Source organism: Fibrobacter sp. UWB13 (genome assembly GCF_900177805.1).
Taxonomy (GTDB): Bacteria; Fibrobacterota; Fibrobacteria; order Fibrobacterales; family Fibrobacteraceae; genus Fibrobacter.
In genome coordinates, this window is the sequence record NZ_FXAX01000004.1 from 100,626 (window position 1) to 121,427 (window position 20,802).

Annotated in this window: 17 protein-coding genes; 6 read left to right on the forward strand and 11 right to left on the reverse strand. The window is 49.9% G+C overall.

The features are described from left to right. Window positions 1-208 precede the first annotated feature (208 nt). The 6 genes from B9Y77_RS13965 to B9Y77_RS13990 form a co-directional block, all read right to left on the reverse strand. Entirely contained in the window at window positions 209-1,369 is a 1,161-nt protein-coding gene (locus B9Y77_RS13965) for a sodium ion-translocating decarboxylase subunit beta (protein WP_014546278.1), read from the reverse strand. A 14-nt stretch (window positions 1,370-1,383) separates the two neighbouring features. After that, window positions 1,384-1,749, reverse strand: a complete 366-nt coding sequence (locus B9Y77_RS13970; RefSeq protein ID WP_085492087.1) for an acyl-CoA carboxylase biotin carboxyl carrier protein subunit — start codon at window positions 1,747-1,749, stop codon at window positions 1,384-1,386. 48 nt (window positions 1,750-1,797) lie between these two features. After that, complete coding sequence (locus tag B9Y77_RS13975) at window positions 1,798-2,640, reverse strand: hypothetical protein (RefSeq protein ID WP_085492088.1); 843 nt, start codon at window positions 2,638-2,640, stop codon at window positions 1,798-1,800. A gap of 115 nt (window positions 2,641-2,755) precedes the next feature. After that, the gene (locus tag B9Y77_RS13980) at window positions 2,756-4,981 is read right to left on the reverse strand and encodes a histidine phosphatase family protein (protein WP_085492089.1); all 2,226 of its coding nucleotides are present in this window, start codon (window positions 4,979-4,981) and stop codon (window positions 2,756-2,758) included. A 20-nt stretch (window positions 4,982-5,001) separates the two neighbouring features. Then, entirely contained in the window at window positions 5,002-7,023 is a 2,022-nt protein-coding gene (locus tag B9Y77_RS13985) for a histidine phosphatase family protein (RefSeq protein WP_085492090.1), read from the reverse strand. Between the two features lie 163 nt (window positions 7,024-7,186). After that, window positions 7,187-8,674, reverse strand: coding sequence for an acetyl-CoA hydrolase/transferase C-terminal domain-containing protein (locus B9Y77_RS13990; protein WP_254900056.1), 1,488 nt, complete (start codon window positions 8,672-8,674; stop codon window positions 7,187-7,189). 30 nt (window positions 8,675-8,704) lie between these two features. Here B9Y77_RS13990 and B9Y77_RS13995 point away from each other — a divergent pair, with 30 nt between their 5' ends. Next, entirely contained in the window at window positions 8,705-9,121 is a 417-nt protein-coding gene (locus B9Y77_RS13995; protein ID WP_085492092.1) for a GtrA family protein, read from the forward strand. Window positions 9,122-9,428: 307 nt separating this feature from the next. Here the strand turns inward: B9Y77_RS13995 and B9Y77_RS16305 are convergent, their stop codons facing one another. Further along, window positions 9,429-11,531, reverse strand: coding sequence for an OmpA family protein (locus tag B9Y77_RS16305; protein WP_073425341.1), 2,103 nt, complete (start codon window positions 11,529-11,531; stop codon window positions 9,429-9,431). A 19-nt stretch (window positions 11,532-11,550) separates the two neighbouring features. Continuing rightward, a complete protein-coding gene (locus tag B9Y77_RS14005) occupies window positions 11,551-13,671 on the reverse strand; it encodes a polysaccharide biosynthesis tyrosine autokinase (RefSeq protein ID WP_085492093.1) in 2,121 nt (706 codons plus the stop codon). A gap of 237 nt (window positions 13,672-13,908) precedes the next feature. Between B9Y77_RS14005 and B9Y77_RS14010 the strand changes: the two genes are divergently transcribed. The 3 genes from B9Y77_RS14010 to B9Y77_RS14020 all read left to right on the forward strand — a co-directional run bounded on the left by B9Y77_RS14010 (window position 13,909) and on the right by B9Y77_RS14020 (window position 16,608). Then, window positions 13,909-14,688, forward strand: a complete 780-nt coding sequence (locus B9Y77_RS14010) for an ABC transporter ATP-binding protein (protein WP_085492094.1) — start codon at window positions 13,909-13,911, stop codon at window positions 14,686-14,688. Continuing rightward, complete coding sequence (locus B9Y77_RS14015) at window positions 14,685-15,890, forward strand: ABC transporter permease (protein WP_085492095.1); 1,206 nt, start codon at window positions 14,685-14,687, stop codon at window positions 15,888-15,890. Before B9Y77_RS14010 ends, B9Y77_RS14015 begins: the two co-directional genes overlap by 4 nt. Before the next feature lie 76 nt (window positions 15,891-15,966). Then, window positions 15,967-16,608: a bifunctional 4-hydroxy-2-oxoglutarate aldolase/2-dehydro-3-deoxy-phosphogluconate aldolase gene (locus B9Y77_RS14020; protein ID WP_085492096.1), complete on the forward strand. Its 642-nt coding sequence runs from the start codon at window positions 15,967-15,969 to the stop codon at window positions 16,606-16,608. 117 nt (window positions 16,609-16,725) lie between these two features. On the opposite strand, the gene B9Y77_RS14025 is transcribed toward B9Y77_RS14020, so the two are convergent. Then, the gene (locus B9Y77_RS14025; RefSeq protein ID WP_085492097.1) at window positions 16,726-17,595 is read right to left on the reverse strand and encodes a GGDEF domain-containing response regulator; all 870 of its coding nucleotides are present in this window, start codon (window positions 17,593-17,595) and stop codon (window positions 16,726-16,728) included. A gap of 50 nt (window positions 17,596-17,645) precedes the next feature. Next, window positions 17,646-18,467 (reverse strand): menaquinone biosynthetic enzyme MqnA/MqnD family protein, encoded by an 822-nt coding sequence (locus B9Y77_RS14030; protein WP_073425331.1) that lies wholly within the window; start codon window positions 18,465-18,467, stop codon window positions 17,646-17,648. Window positions 18,468-18,554: 87 nt separating this feature from the next. Here B9Y77_RS14030 and B9Y77_RS14035 point away from each other — a divergent pair, with 87 nt between their 5' ends. Next, a complete protein-coding gene (locus tag B9Y77_RS14035) occupies window positions 18,555-18,845 on the forward strand; it encodes a hypothetical protein (RefSeq protein ID WP_015732053.1) in 291 nt (96 codons plus the stop codon). A gap of 51 nt (window positions 18,846-18,896) precedes the next feature. After that, a complete protein-coding gene (locus tag B9Y77_RS14040) occupies window positions 18,897-19,970 on the forward strand; it encodes a glycoside hydrolase family 5 protein (RefSeq protein WP_085492098.1) in 1,074 nt (357 codons plus the stop codon). A gap of 232 nt (window positions 19,971-20,202) precedes the next feature. Here the strand turns inward: B9Y77_RS14040 and B9Y77_RS14045 are convergent, their stop codons facing one another. After that, window positions 20,203-20,661 carry a hypothetical protein gene (locus B9Y77_RS14045; RefSeq protein ID WP_085492099.1) on the reverse strand — a complete coding sequence of 153 codons (459 nt, stop codon included), beginning with the start codon at window positions 20,659-20,661 and terminating at the stop codon, window positions 20,203-20,205. Window positions 20,662-20,802 lie beyond the last annotated feature (141 nt).

Below are 20,802 nucleotides of genomic sequence, written 5' to 3' on the forward strand. Positions count from 1 at the left end.
GCGATTTTAAGCATATTTCAGCACTTTTCAAAAGATATTAAAGAAAATTCAAAAACATAAAACAAAAATTGAATTCTATAGAACAAAAAAAATCCCCCGGCAAAAGCCGAGGGAATTTAAAGTTTTCATTTCGTCATCCTGAACAACGTGAAGGATCCAGTAAAATCTTGGGATTGCTTCGCGCTGCTCGCAATGACGAATCAGTAAACTAGCTCAAGCGGCTGATCATGTAACCAGCGCAAACTGCCGTACCAATCACGCCAGAGACGTTCGGGCCCATAGCGTGCATGAGGAGGAAGTTCTGCGGGTCATACTTGGCACCTTCAACCTGAGAAACACGGGCAGCCATCGGCACAGCGGAAACGCCTGCGGAACCGATAAGCGGGTTCACCGGGTTCTTCGGAGAGCACTTGTTCATGATCTTTGCGAGGAGCAAACCGCCGAAAGTGGAGAAGCCAAAGGCAACCACACCCATAGCGATGATCATGAGAGTCTGCGGCTTGAGGAAGATGTCAGCAGACATCGTGAGACCCACGGACGTGCCGAGGAAGATCGTCACAATGTTCATGAGTTCGTTCGAAGAAGTCTTCACGAGGCGTTCAACGACACCAGCTTCCTTGAAGATGTTGCCCATCATAAGCATGATGATAAGGGCAGAGGCATCCGGCACGACGAGCACGCAAACGATCATCACCATCACGGCAAACACGATGCGTTCGGCCTTGGAAACCTGGCGGAGAGCCTTCATGCGAATCTTGCGTTCAGCGTCGTTCGTCATAGCGCGCATGATAGGCGGCTGAATGAGCGGCACGAGAGCCATGTAGGTGTAAGCAGCAACGGCGATGGGGCCGATGAGGTGCTTAGCAAGCTTGTTCGCAGTGAAGATGGACGTCGGACCGTCAGCACCACCGATGATACCGATGGAAGCTGCTTCACCGAGCGTAAAGCCACCGAGAGCGACAGCTGCAAACATGGTCATGAACACGCCAAACTGTGCGCCACCACCAAGGATGAGCGTACGCGGATTAGCGATAAGCGGTCCAAAGTCCGTCATGGCACCCACGCCCAAGAAGATGATGGGCGGGAAGAGTTCCAGATGGATACCCTGGCTGATGTAGTAGTAGAGACCGCCAGTCGGGCTGAACATACCTTCGATGCTCCAGCCACCGTCGTAGAACGCGACGGACGGGATGTTCACCGCAAGTGCACCGATAGCAATCGGCAAGAGCAGAAGCGGTTCGTATTTTTTGACAATCGCAAGGAACATCAACACGAAGCTCACGATCCACATGATTACCATCGGAACGGTAATCTGCGCGAATCCTGTGCTCGAGGCGAAGTCCGCGACTGAGTTAATAATTCCACTCATTGACTTTTACCTCATTAGGCAATGGTCATCAAGACCTGGCCATCAGTAACAGTGTCGGTTTCCTTGACGGAGATAGAGGTAACCTTGCCTGCGCACGGAGCGACGACCGGGTTTTCCATCTTGAGGGCTTCGATAACAGCCACTTCCTGGTTGGCAGCAACAGTGTCACCAACGTTAACCTTGAGCTTGAACACAGAGCCAGCGAGCGGGCTCTTGACTTCGGTGCCACCAGCGACGGCCGGAGCGGCTGCCGGAGCAGCAGGAGCCGGTGCCGGAGCGGCAACCGGAGCAGCAGGAGCTGCAGCAACTGCGGAATCAAGAACTTCTACTTCGACGTCGTAGGTCTTGCCTTCGAAACTGATACGGACTGTTTTCTTCATTTTTATTTTTCCTGGCTTAAAAGCCTGTTAAGTTTTAAAAGTTGAACCTTACTTGACGATCGTCCAAGCAGGGGAGTTAATGTTTCTGTAAGCGGTCACGCGGCAGGGCTGACCAAGAGCCTGCGTTGCAGCAGCGGTAGCGATCACGAGGAACTGTTCGTTTGTAAGTCCCGGATGTTCTTCGAGGGCGGCAACGGCGGCAATGCCAAGGAACGCCTGGAGCTGCTTGTTGGTGAATCCCGGATGGATGCTCTTTGCATTCGGGTCCCAGTCGCAGTGAGCCGGAGCACGAACCGCAGGAGCCGGAGCGGCAGCAGCGGCAGCGGCCGGAGCAGCCTTCTTAGCAGGAGCCGGAGCCTTGACCTTGTCCAAACCGAGCTTCTTCATGATTGCGCTCATGATAGTGCAGAGGACGAGGAGGCCAATGATCACAGACATCACGACGATGAGGCCTGTTGCCTGGAATTCGACGAGCTTGCCAAGGGTGAACTTCTGGACTTCACCATGGCACTTGCCACCTTCCATCTTGCCCTGGCAGTATTCGCTACCGAGCTTTGCCTTAGCAATCGGGAGCACGGCCGTACCGTTGGCATTTTCAACGGAATCGCGAATATCGCGGGCGCGAACGGACTGTTCGTATGTCTTATAAAGAATGGAATAGCCACCACCGTGAGTTTCCACAATCTGGAAAACAGTAGATTCATCCATCCACTTGAGCTGTTCCTTGATCGGGGCAGCAATGGAGTCCGGCATCAGAGCAATCTGCTCGTCAAAACGGCCAACCTTTGCAGCCTTGGAAGCAGCAGGTTGAGCTACGATTTCAGACGCGAAGGCACCGGAAACCGTTGTCACCGCGGCAAAAAGCATAGCTTTCTTTAGTGTATCATTCATATCGGAATGCGTCCATGTTTAATTAAGTGAACTGTTTGATAAAAATCAACGCGCGTGAATATAGCAATTTTAAAGACTAGTCATTAGTCATTGGTCATTAGTTACTGGCTATAAGCTACATCGTCATTGTGCCGGAAGAAAGACCCTTCACAGGCTCATAACGGAGGGTGCCGTCGGTCCCCAAGATGATCGCCACACCAGCGAGGTAATTGATCCACTGCTTCGTGTCGAAATAGCGGAGATTTGCCTTGCCGTTCGTGCAGAACGCCGTCAGCGGCACAACCATCATGTCGTGGGAAATCCACACGCCTACGCGGTTAACCTTCGCAAAGCGGGGCTTCACAATCTCGGTCATGAATTCTTCGCCACGGGACTGTAACGGATAGTAGGCATCGCTATAGCTTCCTTTATATGCATATTCCGAAGCCACGACCCAGCCACCGCCATTGCCGTTCTTGTACGTTTCAAACTTGTTTTCGTCCTTCACGAACCAGTCACCATCGAGTTCCGGCAACGTGTCGTTACCCATGCTCGTGATGCCCGCACCTGCAGCCACGTTCTCGCAAGTTTCGTAGCTACGCGTGTACGTCGAATTCACAAAGTAAATGCTTTCGCCCTTGAGCTTAGCGCCCACCGACTGCGACTGAGTCTTGCCATTAGCCGTCAAGTGACCGTTTTTACCCGTATCGTCCGTACGTTCCGCATGGCGCAAGATAAAGATGACCTTTTCGCCAGGAGCAAGCTTCTTCATGACTTCCTCGACATCGACAAATTCCTGGATATCATCCGAGGTTGCCGCACGCCAAGACTTTTTGCTCTGTTCGTAAACGTAGAACTTATCGGCATTGATTTTACCGTTCTTGATTTGTCCATCGTAATCGCCAGCGCCAAAGCCAACTGTATCCTTTTCAATATCGGTAGCCACGCGCCAAGCCTTGATGGAGCCATCGCAAATGAAGCGGATACGCGGGCCTTCAGGCTGTTCATAGTAAGAGACAAAGTACTCGCTCTGGCTATTGCCCACATGCTTCACCATTCCATTGGTCATCGCATTGCAAGATTCAAAGCCATGCGTACTCGTCCAGAAATTGCGCACATGCTTTTCGAAGTTCGGCACATCGCCAAGCTTCCAGCTTTCCATGTTCTTGCGGATTTTTTCAAGGCCGCCTTCAGCATCAAGCGTCAAGAGCTTGTCAGCAAGCTTTGCCTTCGAAGAATTGTCTCCCCAGTTGCCATCGCCCTGGATGTCTGCAGCCACAAAGTCCGCAAACTGGAGCATGTCTTTCACCGAGCCAAAGCTCTGCATCATGACTGAAACCGCAAGGAGCGCGGCACTATAATCGTCATCGCCAAATATCGTCAAGTCTTCTGCCGACTTGCTTGTAGACGTTGTCTGAGTACCACGGTTCCATCCGCCAAAGCTAAAGCCACCCGTACTAGAACCGCCAAGGCTAATGCCAAACGAAGAAAGCACATCGCTCAGCGCACGCCCGCTTTGGCTCCCAATTGGCTGGTTGTTGCCCGCATCCTGCACAAGCTTAAGGACTCGCGGAGCCGCCATATGCGTAAGCATGTTCACATTAAACGAATCGCGCTTGGACAAGTCCACGACCGCATTGAGCTTTATAAGCGACGACGAAAGTCCGCCTGTCAACTCGTCTTTATAAAAACCATTCGCTTCCACCCTCACATACGGCGAAACGAGGTTGACACTCCCAAAATCAAACTTTCCATTCGATGAAGTAATGCAGGTCTGATGAGTCCGTTTGGAATCCGCAAGGCGCATCACGCTATCGAGTTCCACAATTTTCACGGAAGTCCCGTAACGGAACGGCCCCTTTTCAGCAAAGCCCGTAACCGTGACACCCGCCCTGCGATAATCCGCCGCATCAACAGAATCTGCAACAGCCACAGATTCTTCCAATTTCAAAGTGCCATCACTGCATGTAACGTCAAACAATTCCTGAACGTTCTTTTCCCAATTCCCTGCAATGCAAAAATAAAGAGCATCCTCGCCAGTAACCATGAAGGATTCTCCTTCATTCGACGAGTTGCAAGCAGGCAATGATTTTGCATCCGCTACAGTGGTCGTATCGACAACTTCAACGGTATCGGGAACATTGGGCTTATCCTTGTTATCCAAGGTATCCTTCTGGTCGGGCTTGTCCTTAGACGGATTTTTACTCGAGGAACTTCCGTTCGAAGAATTTTCCTTTGAATCAGAACTAACCATATCCAAAGACGCCTCGCAATCATCGCCCTCGCACGGCACAGAACCGTAACGGACGGAATCGCAAGACGTCCAGAACAAAAATGATAAAGCTAATATCCAAACCCGCATAGGTTGAATATTAGTAAAATCTAGTTCGCGTACCCAGACTTGAGACCGCGAATAGCGACATAACGGCGATTTCCATCCTTATCGATGATAATCGCAACACCTGCCAGGTAATTAATCCATTTGCCACCATCATATTTCTTGAGTTCAATCTGCAAGTTTGAGCAGTAAGCGACAAGCGGAACCATCAATTTGTCATGCGAACTCAGCAAAACGAACTTTTCTGTCGGGTACTTCTTGACAAGAACATCTTCGATAAGTTCAACGGAACGTTCTGCAAGATCGTAATATGCGGCATCGGCACCTGTAGAATAAGCACCCGTATAGGCATACTTGGAAGTCACTTCCCAGCCACCACCGCATTCATTCTTAGCCTTTTCGACAGCTTCGCTATTCTTAGAATACCAGTCATCGTTCAGCTGCGGGATCGTATCGCGCTTGTCGTAAGATTGTCCACGACCCTTCGCAATGGATTCTACAGTCTGGTGGGCACGCAAGAATTCAGAAGCACCAAGTACAAAGTCTTCCTTAAACTTCGTGAGTCGAGCGCCAACTTCTTCGGACTGCTTTTTACCGTTATCCGTAAGCGTCCCGCCCTTGCTTGTATCATCACCACGTTCAGCATGGCGGAGCACAAAGATGACGCGTTCATCGTCCTTGATACTTTCGTAAACATCCTGGATATCCACAAATTCCTTTGCGTTAGACTCCAAGACAAAATAACGATCTTTTTCAACAGCAGTAGCCTCACGCCATTCCTTCTTTGCTCCATCGTACGTAAAGAATCTGCCCGAGTACGCACCACGACGGACTTCGCCATCTTTGGCGGGCGTTTTATCGCCAATGAAGTCCTTCAAGCTATCCGGGATGAGCTCCCAGCCTTTCTTTTCATCACAGACAAAGCGGTAAAGTGAATGTTTCTGATCGTCATACGATTCTGCATAAAAAAGACTACTAGCCTTATTCTTGACAAAGAATATTTCCCCAGCAGAACTGCCATCGCATTCCGGGAACTCCAATTCCGTCAAGGCGAAGTTCGTGAGGTACTTATCAAAGTTTTTATTCTTAGGGAAACGTTCTTTGACGTATGCGAAAGTGTTTTCATAACCACCAGATATTTTCAATCCAAGTGCATAATCGGCAGCTCTCAAACGAGTCTTTTCGTCATCCCACTTACCATCCTTTGCGACATCGGCAACTATAGACTTAAACGTTCCTACAAAATCGTAATTTTCTAGCAAATCAGAACCAGCAGCAAGCTGCAACAAGACTGTAGCCGCCACGAGAGCAGTCCCAGACTCACTAGCCTTAGAAACATCAATCGTTTCGGTCTGGTCAAAGTCAAGAGATTCCAGGTGGAACATATTCCACACATCTTCAGCAGCCTTGCTCTTTGCCAATTCAAAAGAAAGCTTGTCCTTCCCCGCCAGGAGTACACGAGCACGTTCCGTTTCAAGAGTCGTCAAGAGCCCCAAGTTGAACTTTTCATTCGAGGAAACATCCCCCAGAGCAGAGAACGTAATCGGAAAAGACTTTCCATCGCTAGGACTTGTTAAGGTTACTTCAGCGGAGACCTGAACAAAAGGCTGAACCAAGTTGACTTTCTTGAATTCATAAGCGCCATCCTTGCCTATCTCTGCCGAAAAAACGTTTTTCGTTTCATCGTAGTCATCAGCGGAATCCAGCTCCACCATTTTGACATTTTTGGCACTGGTATAGCTATCCAAACCAACAACACCCAAAACGTTACCATCCCAAACGGAATAGATAACATCGAGGCCATCTTCTACTTCATCATCATCAGAACTACTGGATGAGGATTTCTTATCGCTAACACTGCTCGAAGAAGTTTTTTTAGAAACAGAACTCGAAGAGGACTTTGAATCATCCGCTTCGCTGGACAGTTCCGTATCTTTACCCGATAAATCCGGACTGCTACTAGAATCGTCACCGCACGCCACCAAAAGTGACGTCAGCAAAGCCGAAATCAAAAATTGGGAGCTTAAAGCATGGCCCTGAAAAATTTTCCGAGAAAAAATTCCCATAGAAAAACCCCTTACCTTCAAGTTTTAACACACTTAAACACCCCGTAATCAAAATATAATTATTGCATAAATTAAGCAAGAGCAGATACAAAATAAAGCACCTCAAACAAGGTGCTTTTTAAACAATCTGTACCGACTGTACAAACAAGAATTGGCAAAACTTTTACAGCATCTTGCCAGTATCGAGGAAGCGGGTATGCATTTCAAATGCGCGGGAAAGTGCAAGTGGCAAATGGACACCCTTTGCATGCTTGAGACCGTACTCCAGGACATCCGTAAGTGCATCACGGTAATCCGGATGGGCACAGTTCTTGATAATCAGGCGGGCGCGTTCCTCGACAGGCAAACCGCGAAGGTCTGCAAGTCCCTGTTCCGTCACAAAGATCTGCGTATCGTGATCGGTATGGTCCACATGGCTCACGTAAGGCACAATGCTCGAAATCGCACCGCCCTTTGCCACAGACGGCGTAAGGAAAAATCCGAGAGCGCAATGGCGCGCAAAGTCAGCCGAACCGCCAATGCCGTTCATCATCGCCGAACCGCACACAAGCGAACTATTCACGTTGCCAAAGATATCCGCTTCTAGAGCCGTGTTCATAGAAATCACGCCCAAGCGACGAATCACATCAGGACTGTTACTCACTTCTTGCTGGCGGATAATGAAATGCTTTTTCCATTCCGCGCTATTTTCAACAAACTCTTTCTGTGCTGCCTGCGAAAGCGTCAAAGCCGTTCCAGAAGCAATGCCAAGCTTGCCCTTCTTCAAAAGCGGGAGCACCGCTTCCTGAATCACTTCAGTAAACAAGTCAATTTGTCCCAAGCGGTCATCGTCTGCCATAGCACAAAGCACCGCATTAGCGACCTTGCCCACACCGCTCTGGTACGCAAGTCCCTTCGGGAGCCTGCCATGCGATTCTTCGAACCGGATAAAGTCCAAGATGCGTTCGCCAATGTTTTTAGAGACTTCATCAGGTTCCACAAAAGGAGTCACTTCGTCATACGCTTCGTTTTCGACAATCGCAATGACCTTGTTCGGGTCAATCTGAACAAATTCACCACCCACGCGGTCACCGGCGCTATAAATCGCAAGCGGCCTTGCATGCGGCGGGAGTTCCGGGAGAGCGTTATCATGCATGCCAATGCAACTATCGCCCAAGCGTGTGTTCAGTTCCAAGATGATTTTCGGAGCCATTTCCAGATAGCAAACGGAATTACCGCCCGAAGTCGAGAGGCAAACGCGGCCATCCGGCAAAATCGCAGAAACTTCAATAATCGCAACCGTCGGCGCAGGGACAGCCCCCGTGCGAACAAGGTAACCCATCTTGCCGAGGTGTGCATCAATGTAACGGATACTGCCGTCGTTAATTGCCTTGCGCAAACTCGGATTGGACTGATAAGGCATACGGAGGGACAACGCCTTTGCGCGAGCAAGAGCCCCATCACAACTATCGCCTGTCGAGGCGCCTGCAAACAACGTTACCTTAAATTCCTGACCTGCTTCGTGCAATTTTTCAGCGCGCGCAGCAAGCGCCAAGGGAACCGCTTTGGGGTATCCTGCCAAAGTAAATCCGGAAACCCCGAGAACATCGCCATTACGAATCATATCTGCAGCGCTGGCAGCACTGCATTTCTTAGTTGTAATCCAGGTCATATCGTAGCAAAAAATAGTATTTTTACCGCCGTGAAACATTTTATCAAATACAACGCTATCGGTGTAATGAACACCGCCATTACATTCTTTACAGTCTGGCTTTTGCACGAAGTTTTTGACTGGGACGTGGTTCTTTCAAACTTTTTGGGATTTGTCGCCGGTGGGCTCAACAGCTACATCATGAACCGCATCTGGAATTTCAAGAGCACAAACAAGAAGCGCGCCGAAGTCATAAGATTCATCGTTGTATTTCTCTGCTCGTATCTCGTAAACTTGGTAGTCCTCAAAGGGTGCATTTACGTGCTCGAAAACGCCGCCTGGTGCGCCAGCTTCACAGAATTCGTTTCAAAGTTCATGAAGCCGACGACATTCGCAAGCTTCGTCGCCAACGTCGTCTACGTGCTTGTCAGCTTCACGCTCTATAAGAAGTGGGTATTTAAGAAGTAGTAGGCAGTAGGAAGTAGGAAGTTAGAAGTGATTAGTGTTTAAGGATTGTCATCCTGAGCGACCCCAATAGGGGGAGTCGAAGGATCCAGTTATTTTGGGCTAGCAGAATTTAAAGTTTAGTTACTGAGCGACATAGCCGCAGTTACTAGTTATTAGAATTTAGAAAGGCGCATGGATTATCCGTGCGCTTTTTTTTGCGCTGTTTCTTCAATTACGCCGCACATTCACTGCAACTAATAACATTCAGCATATACAAAAAGGGCGCCCTTGCGGACGCCCCTTTTTAGTTCTCAGTTAAGATCGAAGATTACTTTTCGAACGGAACGAGTTCAACACGGCGGTTGAGCTTGCGGCCCTTCTTCGTCTTGTTATCAGCGATCGGCTTGTCAGAACCGTAACCGACTGCGCGGAGACGTTCGCTGTCAATGCCCTTCTTGACGAGGTACTTGACAACAGCCTGTGCACGCTGTTCGGAGATCTTCTTGTTCTTTTCTTCCTTACCAGTGTCATCAGTGTGGCCCTGGATTTCGAGGTTGACAGCCGGGAGCTTCTTGAGCAACTTAGCGATGTTGTTCAAGGTCTTGTTGCTGCTTGCAGTGAGCTTAGCAGAACCGGACTTGAACTGGATACCCTTCTTGAGCTTGTCGAGATCCTGGTTCTTGTTCGGGCAGCCGTTCTTATCAACTGCAACGCCGACGAGGGTGTTCGGGCACTTGTCGAGGTGATCGGCAACGCCATCCTTGTCAGAGTCAACCGGGCAACCAACTTCGTCAACAGAGACGCCAGCCGGAGTGTTCGGGCACTTGTCGAGAGCGTCAACAATGCCGTCCTTATCGGTATCCGGGCTGCAACCATCAGCGTTAACCGGGAGACCAGCCGGAGTGCTCGGGCACTTGTCGAGGTAGTCAGCTACGCCGTCATTGTCAGAGTCAACCGGGCAGCCCTTGCCGTCAACAGCAATGCCAGACTGAGTATTCGGGCACTGGTCGAGGTAGTCAGCAACGCCATCCTTATCAGAGTCGATCGGGCAGCCGTTAGCATCGATAGTAGCGCCAGCCGGGGTGCTCGGGCACTTGTCGAGGTAATCAGCAACGCCATCCTTATCAGAGTCAACCGGGCAGCCAGCAGCGTCAACAACAACGCCAGCCGGAGTTTCAGCGCACTGGTCAATGCCATCAGCAACACCGTCATTGTCGGAGTCAACCGGGCAGCCAGCAACGTCAACAACAGCACCAGCCGGAGTTTCAGCGCACTGGTCGAGACCGTCGAAGACACCGTCATTGTCGCCATCAACCGGGCAGCCGTTAGCGTCAACAACAGCACCAGCCGGAGTGCCTGCGCACTGGTCAATGTTGTTTGCTACGCCATCGTTATCTTCGTCAGCACCACGGACGTTACCGAAGCGCCAGACGATAGCGGCAGAACCTGCATAGCGCGGAGTCGGGGTGTAACCGTACTGAACCTTCTTGCCGTTCTTATCAGTGTAGTAGAGCTGATAGAGTTCGGCACTGTGCATTTCGTCCTTGTACTTCCAAGTGAAGTTGGAGAGAGCACGGATACCCACATCGAGACCGAGGGCGATGTCGACGTTGGCCGGGAGGTGGAAACGGAAGCCCGGAGTAAGAGTGAACGGATCGTAACCCGGGTCACGCGGATAAGAACCCTTTTCGACGCGGAATTCACCGTTTGCTTCAACGAAGAAGTCCATCCAGTCAGTCGGGAGGAAGTTGATGCCACCACCGTAGACGAGAGTGTTGGAACCCTTCGTCACAGTACCGACGAAACCGACGTTACCGTTGAAGCGGAGCGGAGCGCCAACCTTCTGGAGGTCGAGAGTGAGGATCAATTCACCGCCGAAAGCCATGTTGCGGAGGCCGTACGGATGGGTTTCACCACCGTTGGCATGCAAATACCAGGCATGACGCGGACGAACACCGACGGACTTGTCGCCAGTCGGGAAGTAGAACTGAGCAGCAACTGCAGCATTGAAAATGCCATCAGTCATTTCGTCGAGCGGAAGCTTTGCCTTTGCCCAGAATTCGAGGTCACCACGGCTAGCCTTCCACATGTCGCCTTCACCGACCTTGTGAGCATTGGCATGGTCGTAGTAGAGCGGAAGCACGAGGCCGAGGTCCAAGAACTCGGTTGCACCACCAGCAACGCTGACATAACCCGTAAGGCTACCATCATTGCCGTGGAACGTATCGGACTTGCCACCCTTAGAGAACTGGCCACCGCGGGAGAGGGACCAAGAATCGTAAGAAACCTGGCCACCGACACCGACAGCAAAGCCACCCTGACCGAGTGTTTGAGCAGTTTTCTGATTAAGACCATCAGCACCGCCCATCTGGCCGGACTGCGCGAAAGCGAAGGTACCAGCCAAGAGAGACATTGCGACTATTTTTTTCATCTATTCTCCTTGTTATTGGTTAATATTTCTTGTGATAGCCATAATAGCCATAACTACCATAGCCATACCCCGCATGACGTTCACACTTGTTGAAGACGAAAGCCTTCGGCAATGGTGTTTCCGTACTGCGATCAAAAGTATTCAAGGCATCTTGGATGCTTTCAATTGTATGAGCTGCATGCTTCAAGACACACAACAGGTAATCCGCATGCTTTTCGACAAGCAATGCGTCACTGCACTGGAATACCGGAGGAGTATCCAGAACAATCAAATCATACTTGTCCCTGAACGAATCAAGGAAAGCGCTAAATCTAGAGCTGTTCAAAAGTCCACCCGGATTGACAACGCGGGCGCCTGAACCAAGGACATGGAAGTTGTCGGTCACCTTAACCACATATTCATCCGTGTAGTTTTCCTTTTCCAGCATTTCGCACAAACCCTTCTGGGTGTGCTTAAAGAAATGACCACGACGAAGATCCATGTCAACAAGCAAAACCTTCTTACCGGACATGGCAAAGGATGCCGCCAAGTTTGTAGAAACAAAAGACTTACCGACGCCCTGCACAAGACCAGACACCATCAAAATTTTCTTGCCATCAGAGAAGACGGAAAATTCAAGAGCCGTACGGAGGGCGCGAACACCTTCCGCAAACGGATCATCCGGATTCGTCGACACACAAGGCTTTGTAACATCGTTCTGCGTCCTTCCATCGAGCATCGGGAGCTTTCCATAAACGCCAATGCCTGTCGCCTGTTCCACTTCGCTACTGCTGCAAACGCCATTCGAAAGAATGCGACGGATATAGACAATGAAGCAACCCAAAAGCAAGAATGCAAAGACAACACCCACGAACACGAGCTTGCGCTTCGGCTTGCTCGGTTTGAGCGGAACGTATGCCTGGTCCACGATACGGACGTTACCAACTTCGCCCGCCTGCACCACTCGCAACTGCTGGATGTTGTTCAACAAATTCGTGTAGAGCTTGTTGTTGACTTCAACTTCTTCCTGCAAAGAAAGGACTTCCTGCTGCACTACCGGCAAGCTTGCGGCAGAACGTTGCTGCTTTGCAATTTCGCGACGAAGCTTGGACTGCTGTTCTTCAATCGTTCGCACCGTCGGGTGTTCAGCACGGAACAAGCGCAAGGCTTCTTGCTTCTTTTGTTCAAGTTCAAGCAAACGCTGCTGCAAGGAAACATCCTTTTCCAAGTGAACTCTTGTTTCACCCGTAAGGTCGATCGTTCCATTGGCATGGCGGAAAGACGTCAACTTCTGTTCTGCAGAATCAAGTTTCGCCTTGACACCCGGCAACTGTTCTTCAAGGAACATCAAAGTCTTCTTGGCTTCGGCACTGCGCATTTCGATGTTCTGCTTCAAGTACGTATTCGCAATAGTGTTCAAAATAGCAGCAACACGGTCGGCATAACGATCTTCAAGCGACACACGAATAATACCGGAATTCTTACCTTCCTCAGAAATACCAAGCCCACTGAGGAGATTATTTACAGCAATCTGCGGATGAACAGCAACAAGCAAGAACGTCTGACCAACAGTAGCGGTCATGGACTTAACACAAATGACTAAAGTATCACCCGCAAACGGCTTACGGTAAGTTTCGCCAACCTTACCAGACAGCACGACCTCGTCCTCTAGTCCGAGCACTTCGTACGCACTAGAATCAGCAGTGACACGAGCGATAAACTTTCCGTCAGCTTCTTCAAATGCGCGCGGGATACTCAAAAGTTCAATATCCATGCGGCCTTCTTTATGCAGAAGGCGATCCTTCTTATTCAGCGGAATGGCGGAATAACAAAGCCTTTCGTCCTGAACAACCTGGTCAAGAACGCCACGGCTCTTGATAAGTTCCATTTCAGCTGCAGACGGAGTAGAGACATCTAGCAAGGCGCCCATTTCACCAAGAGCAAGTCCTTGCTTATTGCCTTTTACATTTACCTGAAGAAGAATGTCACTTTTATACGCCGGGCGGATCCACATCGAAACAAGACCGCCAAAAACAACGCCCAAGAACAAGAAAATGAGCAAGAATTTCCACTTGCCTTTCAAATACACCAATATCTCAAGAATATCGATTTCGTCATCTGCTGACGCATTCGAAACATTCTGAGTCATCTTCTCATTCATTAAAAATCTCCAAGGACGCAAGAACCAACCACCAAGCGTGGTCCAATTCGGAATATAAAATAAAAAAAAAATTAACGTTTAAGTCCAGCAACATAGTAATCGCATGATTTTTCGATGTTTTTTAGAGTTTACTCACATTCTAAATGCTCAAAAATCAACAACTTACGATGTAGAGGCAATGTAAAGGCAACCAAATCAACAGGTTAGAGCATCTAAAGAATCGAGAAAAAGGTCTTTATGCAAACTTCTAAACCGATACTTTCTGTCCAAAATTTGCGTCGTGATTTTAAAATGGGCGACGAAATCGTACACGCATTGCGTGGAGTCAATTTTGACATCTACCCCGGTGAATTCGTTACCATCATGGGCACATCCGGTTCCGGCAAGTCTACCATGTTGAACATTCTAGGATGCATGGACCGACCGACTTCAGGACACTATATATTAGATGGGCAACATACCGAGACATTGAAGCGCGACGCGCTCGCCCGCATCCGGAGCCAGAAGCTCGGGTTCGTTTTCCAGAGCTACAACCTGCTCAGCCGCACGACCGCCATCGAAAACGTAGAACTCCCCCTATTATATAATTCAAAGATTTCCGCCGAGGAACGCCGCCACCGCGCTATCGAAGCGTTAAAGATGGTCGGACTCGAAAGCCGCATGAACCACTTGCCAAACCAGCTCTCGGGCGGTCAGCAGCAGCGCGTGGCTATTGCACGCGCCCTTGTGAACGACCCCGTCATCATTCTTGCAGACGAAGCGACCGGCAACCTCGACACCCGCACGAGCTACGAAATCATGATGATATTCCAGGAGCTACACAGCCAGGGAAAAACCATCGCCTTCGTGACACATGAACCCGACATCGCCACTTTCAGCGGGCGCACCATTACCCTCCGCGACGGATTACTGAAAAAAGATGTCATCAACGAAAACGTGCAAAACGCAAAAGTTGCATTTGAAATGCTCCCGCCACCAGAAACATTTGAAGACGATGATGAAGGAGAAGTGGAATGAATCCGTTTACCTTAGCTAAGATCGCTCTCCGCGCATTGCTCCGTAACCGCATGCGCACATTCCTCTCCGTACTCGGCATCGTCATCGGCGTTGCGGCCGTCATTACCATGGTCGCCATGGGCGAAGGATCCAAGAAATCCATCAAGGAACAGATGACCGCGATGGGTACAAATGCCATCACCATCATGCCTAACCAAAGCCGCCGAGGCGGTGTCCAGACAGAATCAACCGAAACGCTTGAAGAAGAAGACGTCATCGCCATCCGCGAAAACGCAACTTACATCAACGGCGTATCTCCCATGGTCACCGTTGGCGGTCAAGCTATAGTCGGAAACAATAACTCACCCACGACACTCTCCGGCGTTTCTGCAGACTACCTCAAAATCCGCAACTACGAAATCGCCGACGGCGTGATGTTCGACGATGAAACGGACCGCATGTCAAAAGTTTGCGTTATCGGACAGACCGTCGTCAAAAACCTTTTCCCGGACGCAGACCCCATCGGCAAGACCATCCGTTACAAGAGCATTCCGCTTAAAGTCATCGGCACATTAAAAGCTAAAGGCTCTGGCGATTTCGGGCAAGACCAGGACGACGTGATTTTCACTCCGTACCAGACGGTAATGAGGAGATTCTCCGCCACGACAAGCATCCGTCAAATTTACGCGAACTCCATCGGAGAAGGCTACGCCGCAAAAGCGACCGAAGAAATCATGACCATTCTAAAGGAACGCCGCAACTGGACAAAACCGACCGACCCGTTCCGCGTATTCACGCAAGAAGAAATGATCCAGATGGTCACAAGCACCTCCGATATGCTCTCGCTCGTGTTGACCGCCATTGCAGGAATTAGTTTGTTTATTGGCGGTATCGGCATCATGAATATCATGTACGTGTCAGTCACAGAACGCACAAAGGAAATCGGCCTTCGCATGGCTATCGGCGCCCGCGGTCGCGACATCCTTTTACAGTTTTTGTTCGAATCCGTGATTATCAGCTTGCTCGGTGGAGCGATCGGAATCGCTCTCGGCATAGCCGCTTCAGAAACTGTAAAGATTGCGATGAACTGGCCCATGAGCGTTTCCGTCACAAGCGTCATCGTGAGCTTTGGCGTATGCTTTGCCACAGGCGTATTCTTTGGTTGGTACCCCGCCCGCAAGGCAAGTAGGCTTGACCCGATTGAAGCGCTCAGGTTTGAGTAAAAAAAATGAAGAATGAAAAATGAAGAATGAAAAAAAATATTATTCACTTTTCACTTTTAATTTTTAATTTAATACCATGAGTTTCCTTGAATTTTTAAAACCGATGCCGGTCGTGGGCATTCTCCGCGACATTCCTCAGGGCGCCGAAGAAGCGTGTGTGAACGCGTCTGCAAAGTGCGGGCTCAAGGCGATTGAGGTCACGATGAACACCGCAGCAGCAACCGAAATTATCGCAAAGCTCAAGTCGATTGCAAAGCCGCTTGGAATCAAGGTCGGCGCAGGTACGGTCCGTCACGGGAGCGATGTAGAAAAAGCAATTTCTGCAGGTGCAGAATTCATCGTCACGCCGAACACGCGTCACGAAGTCATTCGACTTTCGAATACGGCTGGCATCCCGATTATCCCGGGAGCACTCACGCCGACCGAAGTGCAGAAGGCTTACGACCTGGGCGCAACCGCCATCAAGATTTTCCCGGTGAACTGCGTAGGCGGCCCGGAATACATCAAGGCATTGCGTGGTCCGTTCCGCGACATTCCGTTGATGGCATGCGGTGGCGTGAATGCAGAGAATGCAGCAAGCTACCTCAAGGCTAGCGCGAACTTGCTTTCTTTTGGCGGGAGCATCTTCAATGCAGAACTGATGAAGGCTGGCGACTGGACGACCATCGAAGCAAGGATGCAGAAGCTGTTGGCTGCCGTTAAAGCAGCGATTGCATAACTAGTCCAGTGAGACAATTTTGAATAATGCGAAAACGCCGCGGTTTTTTCCGCGGCTTTTCTTTTTGCGGCTTTGCCGCCATACTTAAACTAGCAACTATTAACTAATCACCAGTTACTAACCGCGTTCCGCGCGCATCTTGCGTTTGCACTCGTACATGGAAGCATCCGCACTGCGAAGCATCTCGTCCATGTCCTTGTAATCCTCAGCTGAGCTTGCAGTTCCATACGCAAAGGCTACCGTCTGATCTACAATCGTAAGCGACTTCACCGCCTCTTGCATTCTCTCGGCACAGACAAACGCACCCTTCAAATCGGTATCCGGGCAAATAACCATGAACTCGTCACCGCCCATGCGGAATAGCATATCCGATTCGCGAAGCAGCTTGTTGCAAGCGTTCACGACAGAACGGAGTAACAGGTCGCCAGCCAAGTGACCATGCTGGTCATTGATTTTTTTGAGACCGTTCAAGTCAAAATAAATCAGCGAGAAATTCGTACCATAGCGCTTGCTGCGGGCAAACAATTCTCGAAGCGAACAGATGGCATGCCTGCGGTTGTAGGCGCCCGTCAAATCGTCCGTCAAAGAAATCTCACGCAAGTTGCGAAGCGAACGCGCCAATCGCAGATGCACTCCGATTCGAGCGAGCAGAATATCAGATGCCGCAGACTTGCAGACAAAATCAGAAGCACCAGACTGGAACCCTTGCGTAACGCTTGCTTCATTTTCCTGATTCGTGAGGAATATAATCGGCAAGTCATCCAACGGGAACTGCTTGCGGATATTCAGGCAAACATCGTAGCCATTCATTCCCGGCATATTGACGTCGAGCAATACAAGCTCTACAGGATTGTTGTTCAGGTACTCCAAAGCTTCGGCGCCAGATCGGCAACCGATTACTTCATAACCAACCGCCTTCAAGATATCAGAGTCAGCTTTTAATTCGACTTCATCATCATCGACGATTAGGATTTTTTCCTCTACCATTTTGTTCTCCTTACCATCCCAACACTCATTCCAACAGCTATAAAATAAAATTACTCGAGGAACTCTATCGGAGGCGCAGATTCAACTAGCCCCATTTGAGCCGCCAATTTGAAAAACAGTGATAACGATTGTTTACGTTCATCGGTAAAATGGTAATCGAGCACACTAAAGTAATCCTCAACGAGAGGGCGCGGCAAATTCACTGGGTACTTCGCAAGCCACACATCCAACGCCTGCGACGGATTTTTGCGGAACTCGCGAATGCTTGTTTCCAAGCGCAACATGTAATCATCGAGAACGGGGCGCAAGCGAGTCGACAGAGCATCCTTCGAAATAAGCCAAGCACCAAACACAAAAGGGAGACCTTGCCATTCCTGCCAAAGAGTCCCCAAGTCATAGCTATACGCAAAGCGGTGGCGTTCATTTTCTTCAAGCGCCAAGTCGCCAATCAAGAGGCATGCATCATCGGTTGATTCAGCAGCAAGCCCCGGCACATATTCCGGACGAAGAGCATATCGATTTTCAAGGAGAATCCGCAATAACGTAACAGAAGTCTTGCTCTGCGATGTCATGCGGATACGTTTGTACGAAAGTTCCTCAATCGGGTAACGTGAAAACAGCTTGACCGACCGCACCTCAAAGGAGCACGACGTGCAAAGCACAGGCGACAACACAAAGGCGCCCGGCTTTTGCGCAAACGTAATCGAAGACGCTGGTGAAAGGTGGATTGAGCCGTCCTTGAGGCCTGCACTATGGGCACTCGGCGGGCCATCGACAAACGCCACCTCGGGAAATTCATTTTCGCGCCCGACAGAATTGAAGAAAAACGGCGCACAGACCAAAAAAGGGATTCGACCAACACGGAGAGTCATGTAAAAAAGTTAAATTTTTACACGTGGCAAGATTGTATGCCACATCAAAACAAACCGATTAATTTAAAAGTTAATGGCTAAAGAATAATGGCTGTATTTCACGTGAAGAAGACCTCGCTCGGCGAAGACCAGACAAGTCTGGTTTTCAAGGGCAAGATTGTAGAAGGCCCGATCAGCAAGGGTATGACCATCGAAATTCCTGTGACGCAGGAAGCTGTCGTCAAAATGAAAATTTACGACGTCGTCCAGTTCGACAAGCAGAAGGACGAAGACAAGAAGGTGGGCCTGGTTGTAGATTTTTATAACCTTCCCGACGATATGGAAGTCATCATGGACCTAAACATCGCCGACGAAGATTTGAACATCGTAAACGAATAACCTATTCATTCAAACCGGCTGCCCAGGCAGCCACAATATGGGATGGCACGCATGAAGAAAGAAAGATTGCGCGGAGTGAATTTGGGCGGATGGTTCAGTCAGGTTGACTGTATCGAAGAAAAGGACCCTGTCGGTTTTCCGGGGGTCGTAGGTCACATCAAGACGTTCCTTGGAACAAGCGATTTCAAGCGCATCCACGATGCGGGGTTCAACCACGTTCGCTTGCCGGTCGACTACTTTAATTTATTTAAAGGTGACGATCTCAAGCCAGACGAAGAAATCTTTGCGCTCTTGGACAAGGCTCTCAAGGACATCCAGGATGCAGACCTGGACGTGATTCTCGACTTGCACAAGTGCCCGGGTCACGATTTCCACCTCGCCAGCAATCACGAACAAGCTTTCTTTGCCGATGCGAACGCCCGCAAGGACACGCGCAAGATCTGGGCTTTCATGGCCGAACGCTACAGCTCCATGCCGCGCGTGATGATGGAACTTTTGAATGAACCGGCCGCAAGTGATTCCAAGGTTTGGGATAAAGTCAAGGACGAAATCTTCTGGGAAATCCGCAAGCACGCTCCGAAGAACACGATTGTCGTAGGCGCCAACAAGTGGAACAGCGCAAGGGAATTCGAATTCTTGACACCGCTCGATGACGACAACGCCATCTATAGTTTCCATACCTACACGCCGGTGACGTTTACGCACCAGGGCGCCGCATGGATCGACGATCCGTTCTTCAAGATTGAACGCCCGTGGCCAGGCGATTACGCCGCCCCTGAAGTTGGCGGCACAACGCGTTTGAACGTGGAATTCGGCAAGTGGGACAAGGCCAAGTTGCAGGCAAGCATCCAGAACGCCCTCGATTTCCGCGCCAAGTACGACTTGCCCGTAAGCTGCAACGAGTTCGGCGTTTACGTACAAGTTCCTCGCAAGTATCAGCTTGCCTGGATGCGCGACTTCCTCGACATCCTCCGCGACGCCGACGTGGGTTACAGCTACTGGAACTACAAGAATCTGGACTTCGGTCTCGTTTCGAAGGGCGAATCACTGCACAACAATCTGGAGCAGTACAATAACCCCGAACGCCTCGACACTGAACTCATGGAAATGATCGCTAAGGGGTAATGACTACTTCGTCATCCTGAAGCAAAAGGCGGAAGACTACTTAGAAGGCGAGTATGCCCTAAGGCGAATGCCGCAGTTGTGCTTGCACAAATATGGCTGAGCCGTTTAGCAAGACGCGAAGCGTCAATGTTGCGCCCATGCTTGCATGGGCATAACCGAGCCAAAGAGTTGGGGCTTGCCTCATCCAGTTAAATTTTAATATTGCAATGCCCGCCACAAGCGGGCATTTTTTTTACATCTCGATGAGAATACCGGCTTGCAAATACCAATAGCCGTAGCCAGAGTGGTTCAAGAACTGGTAGCCGCTCGAAACGATAATTGACGTGCGGTCACCGTTTTTAATATCAAGCCCTGCACCTGCACGCCAGAACATTTGAGAGTCCTTACCGAACATGTAACCGAAATCGCCAGTAGCAACCGGCAACACCGTGCGCCCTATCGGGAGTCGCACCCAGAGGCTTCCAGACACGGGCACATATCCAACGTTGTCAAGTTCCTCATAGCCAACGCCCACGCCCGCAAAAACCATCTGGTCAATCGGATACCACAAATGTCCATAAAAGCTCATGTTAAAATCGCGCAAGCTGCTTACGCGATTGCAGAAACCGCCCTGAGCATCCATCGTAAAAGCGCTCGCCGGAGTGACGACAAACGCAAGCGCGAAAAGTAATGTTATCAAAATTTTCTTCATATCTCGACACTCTAATATATAATTTCTATTCACTTACGAGATGGCGATCCCCGCCTACGCGGGAATGACAACTCGGTACAAGACGTTACTGGATCCTTCACGCTTCGCGTTCAGGATGACGCGAGCGAAAGTCCCCAGGAT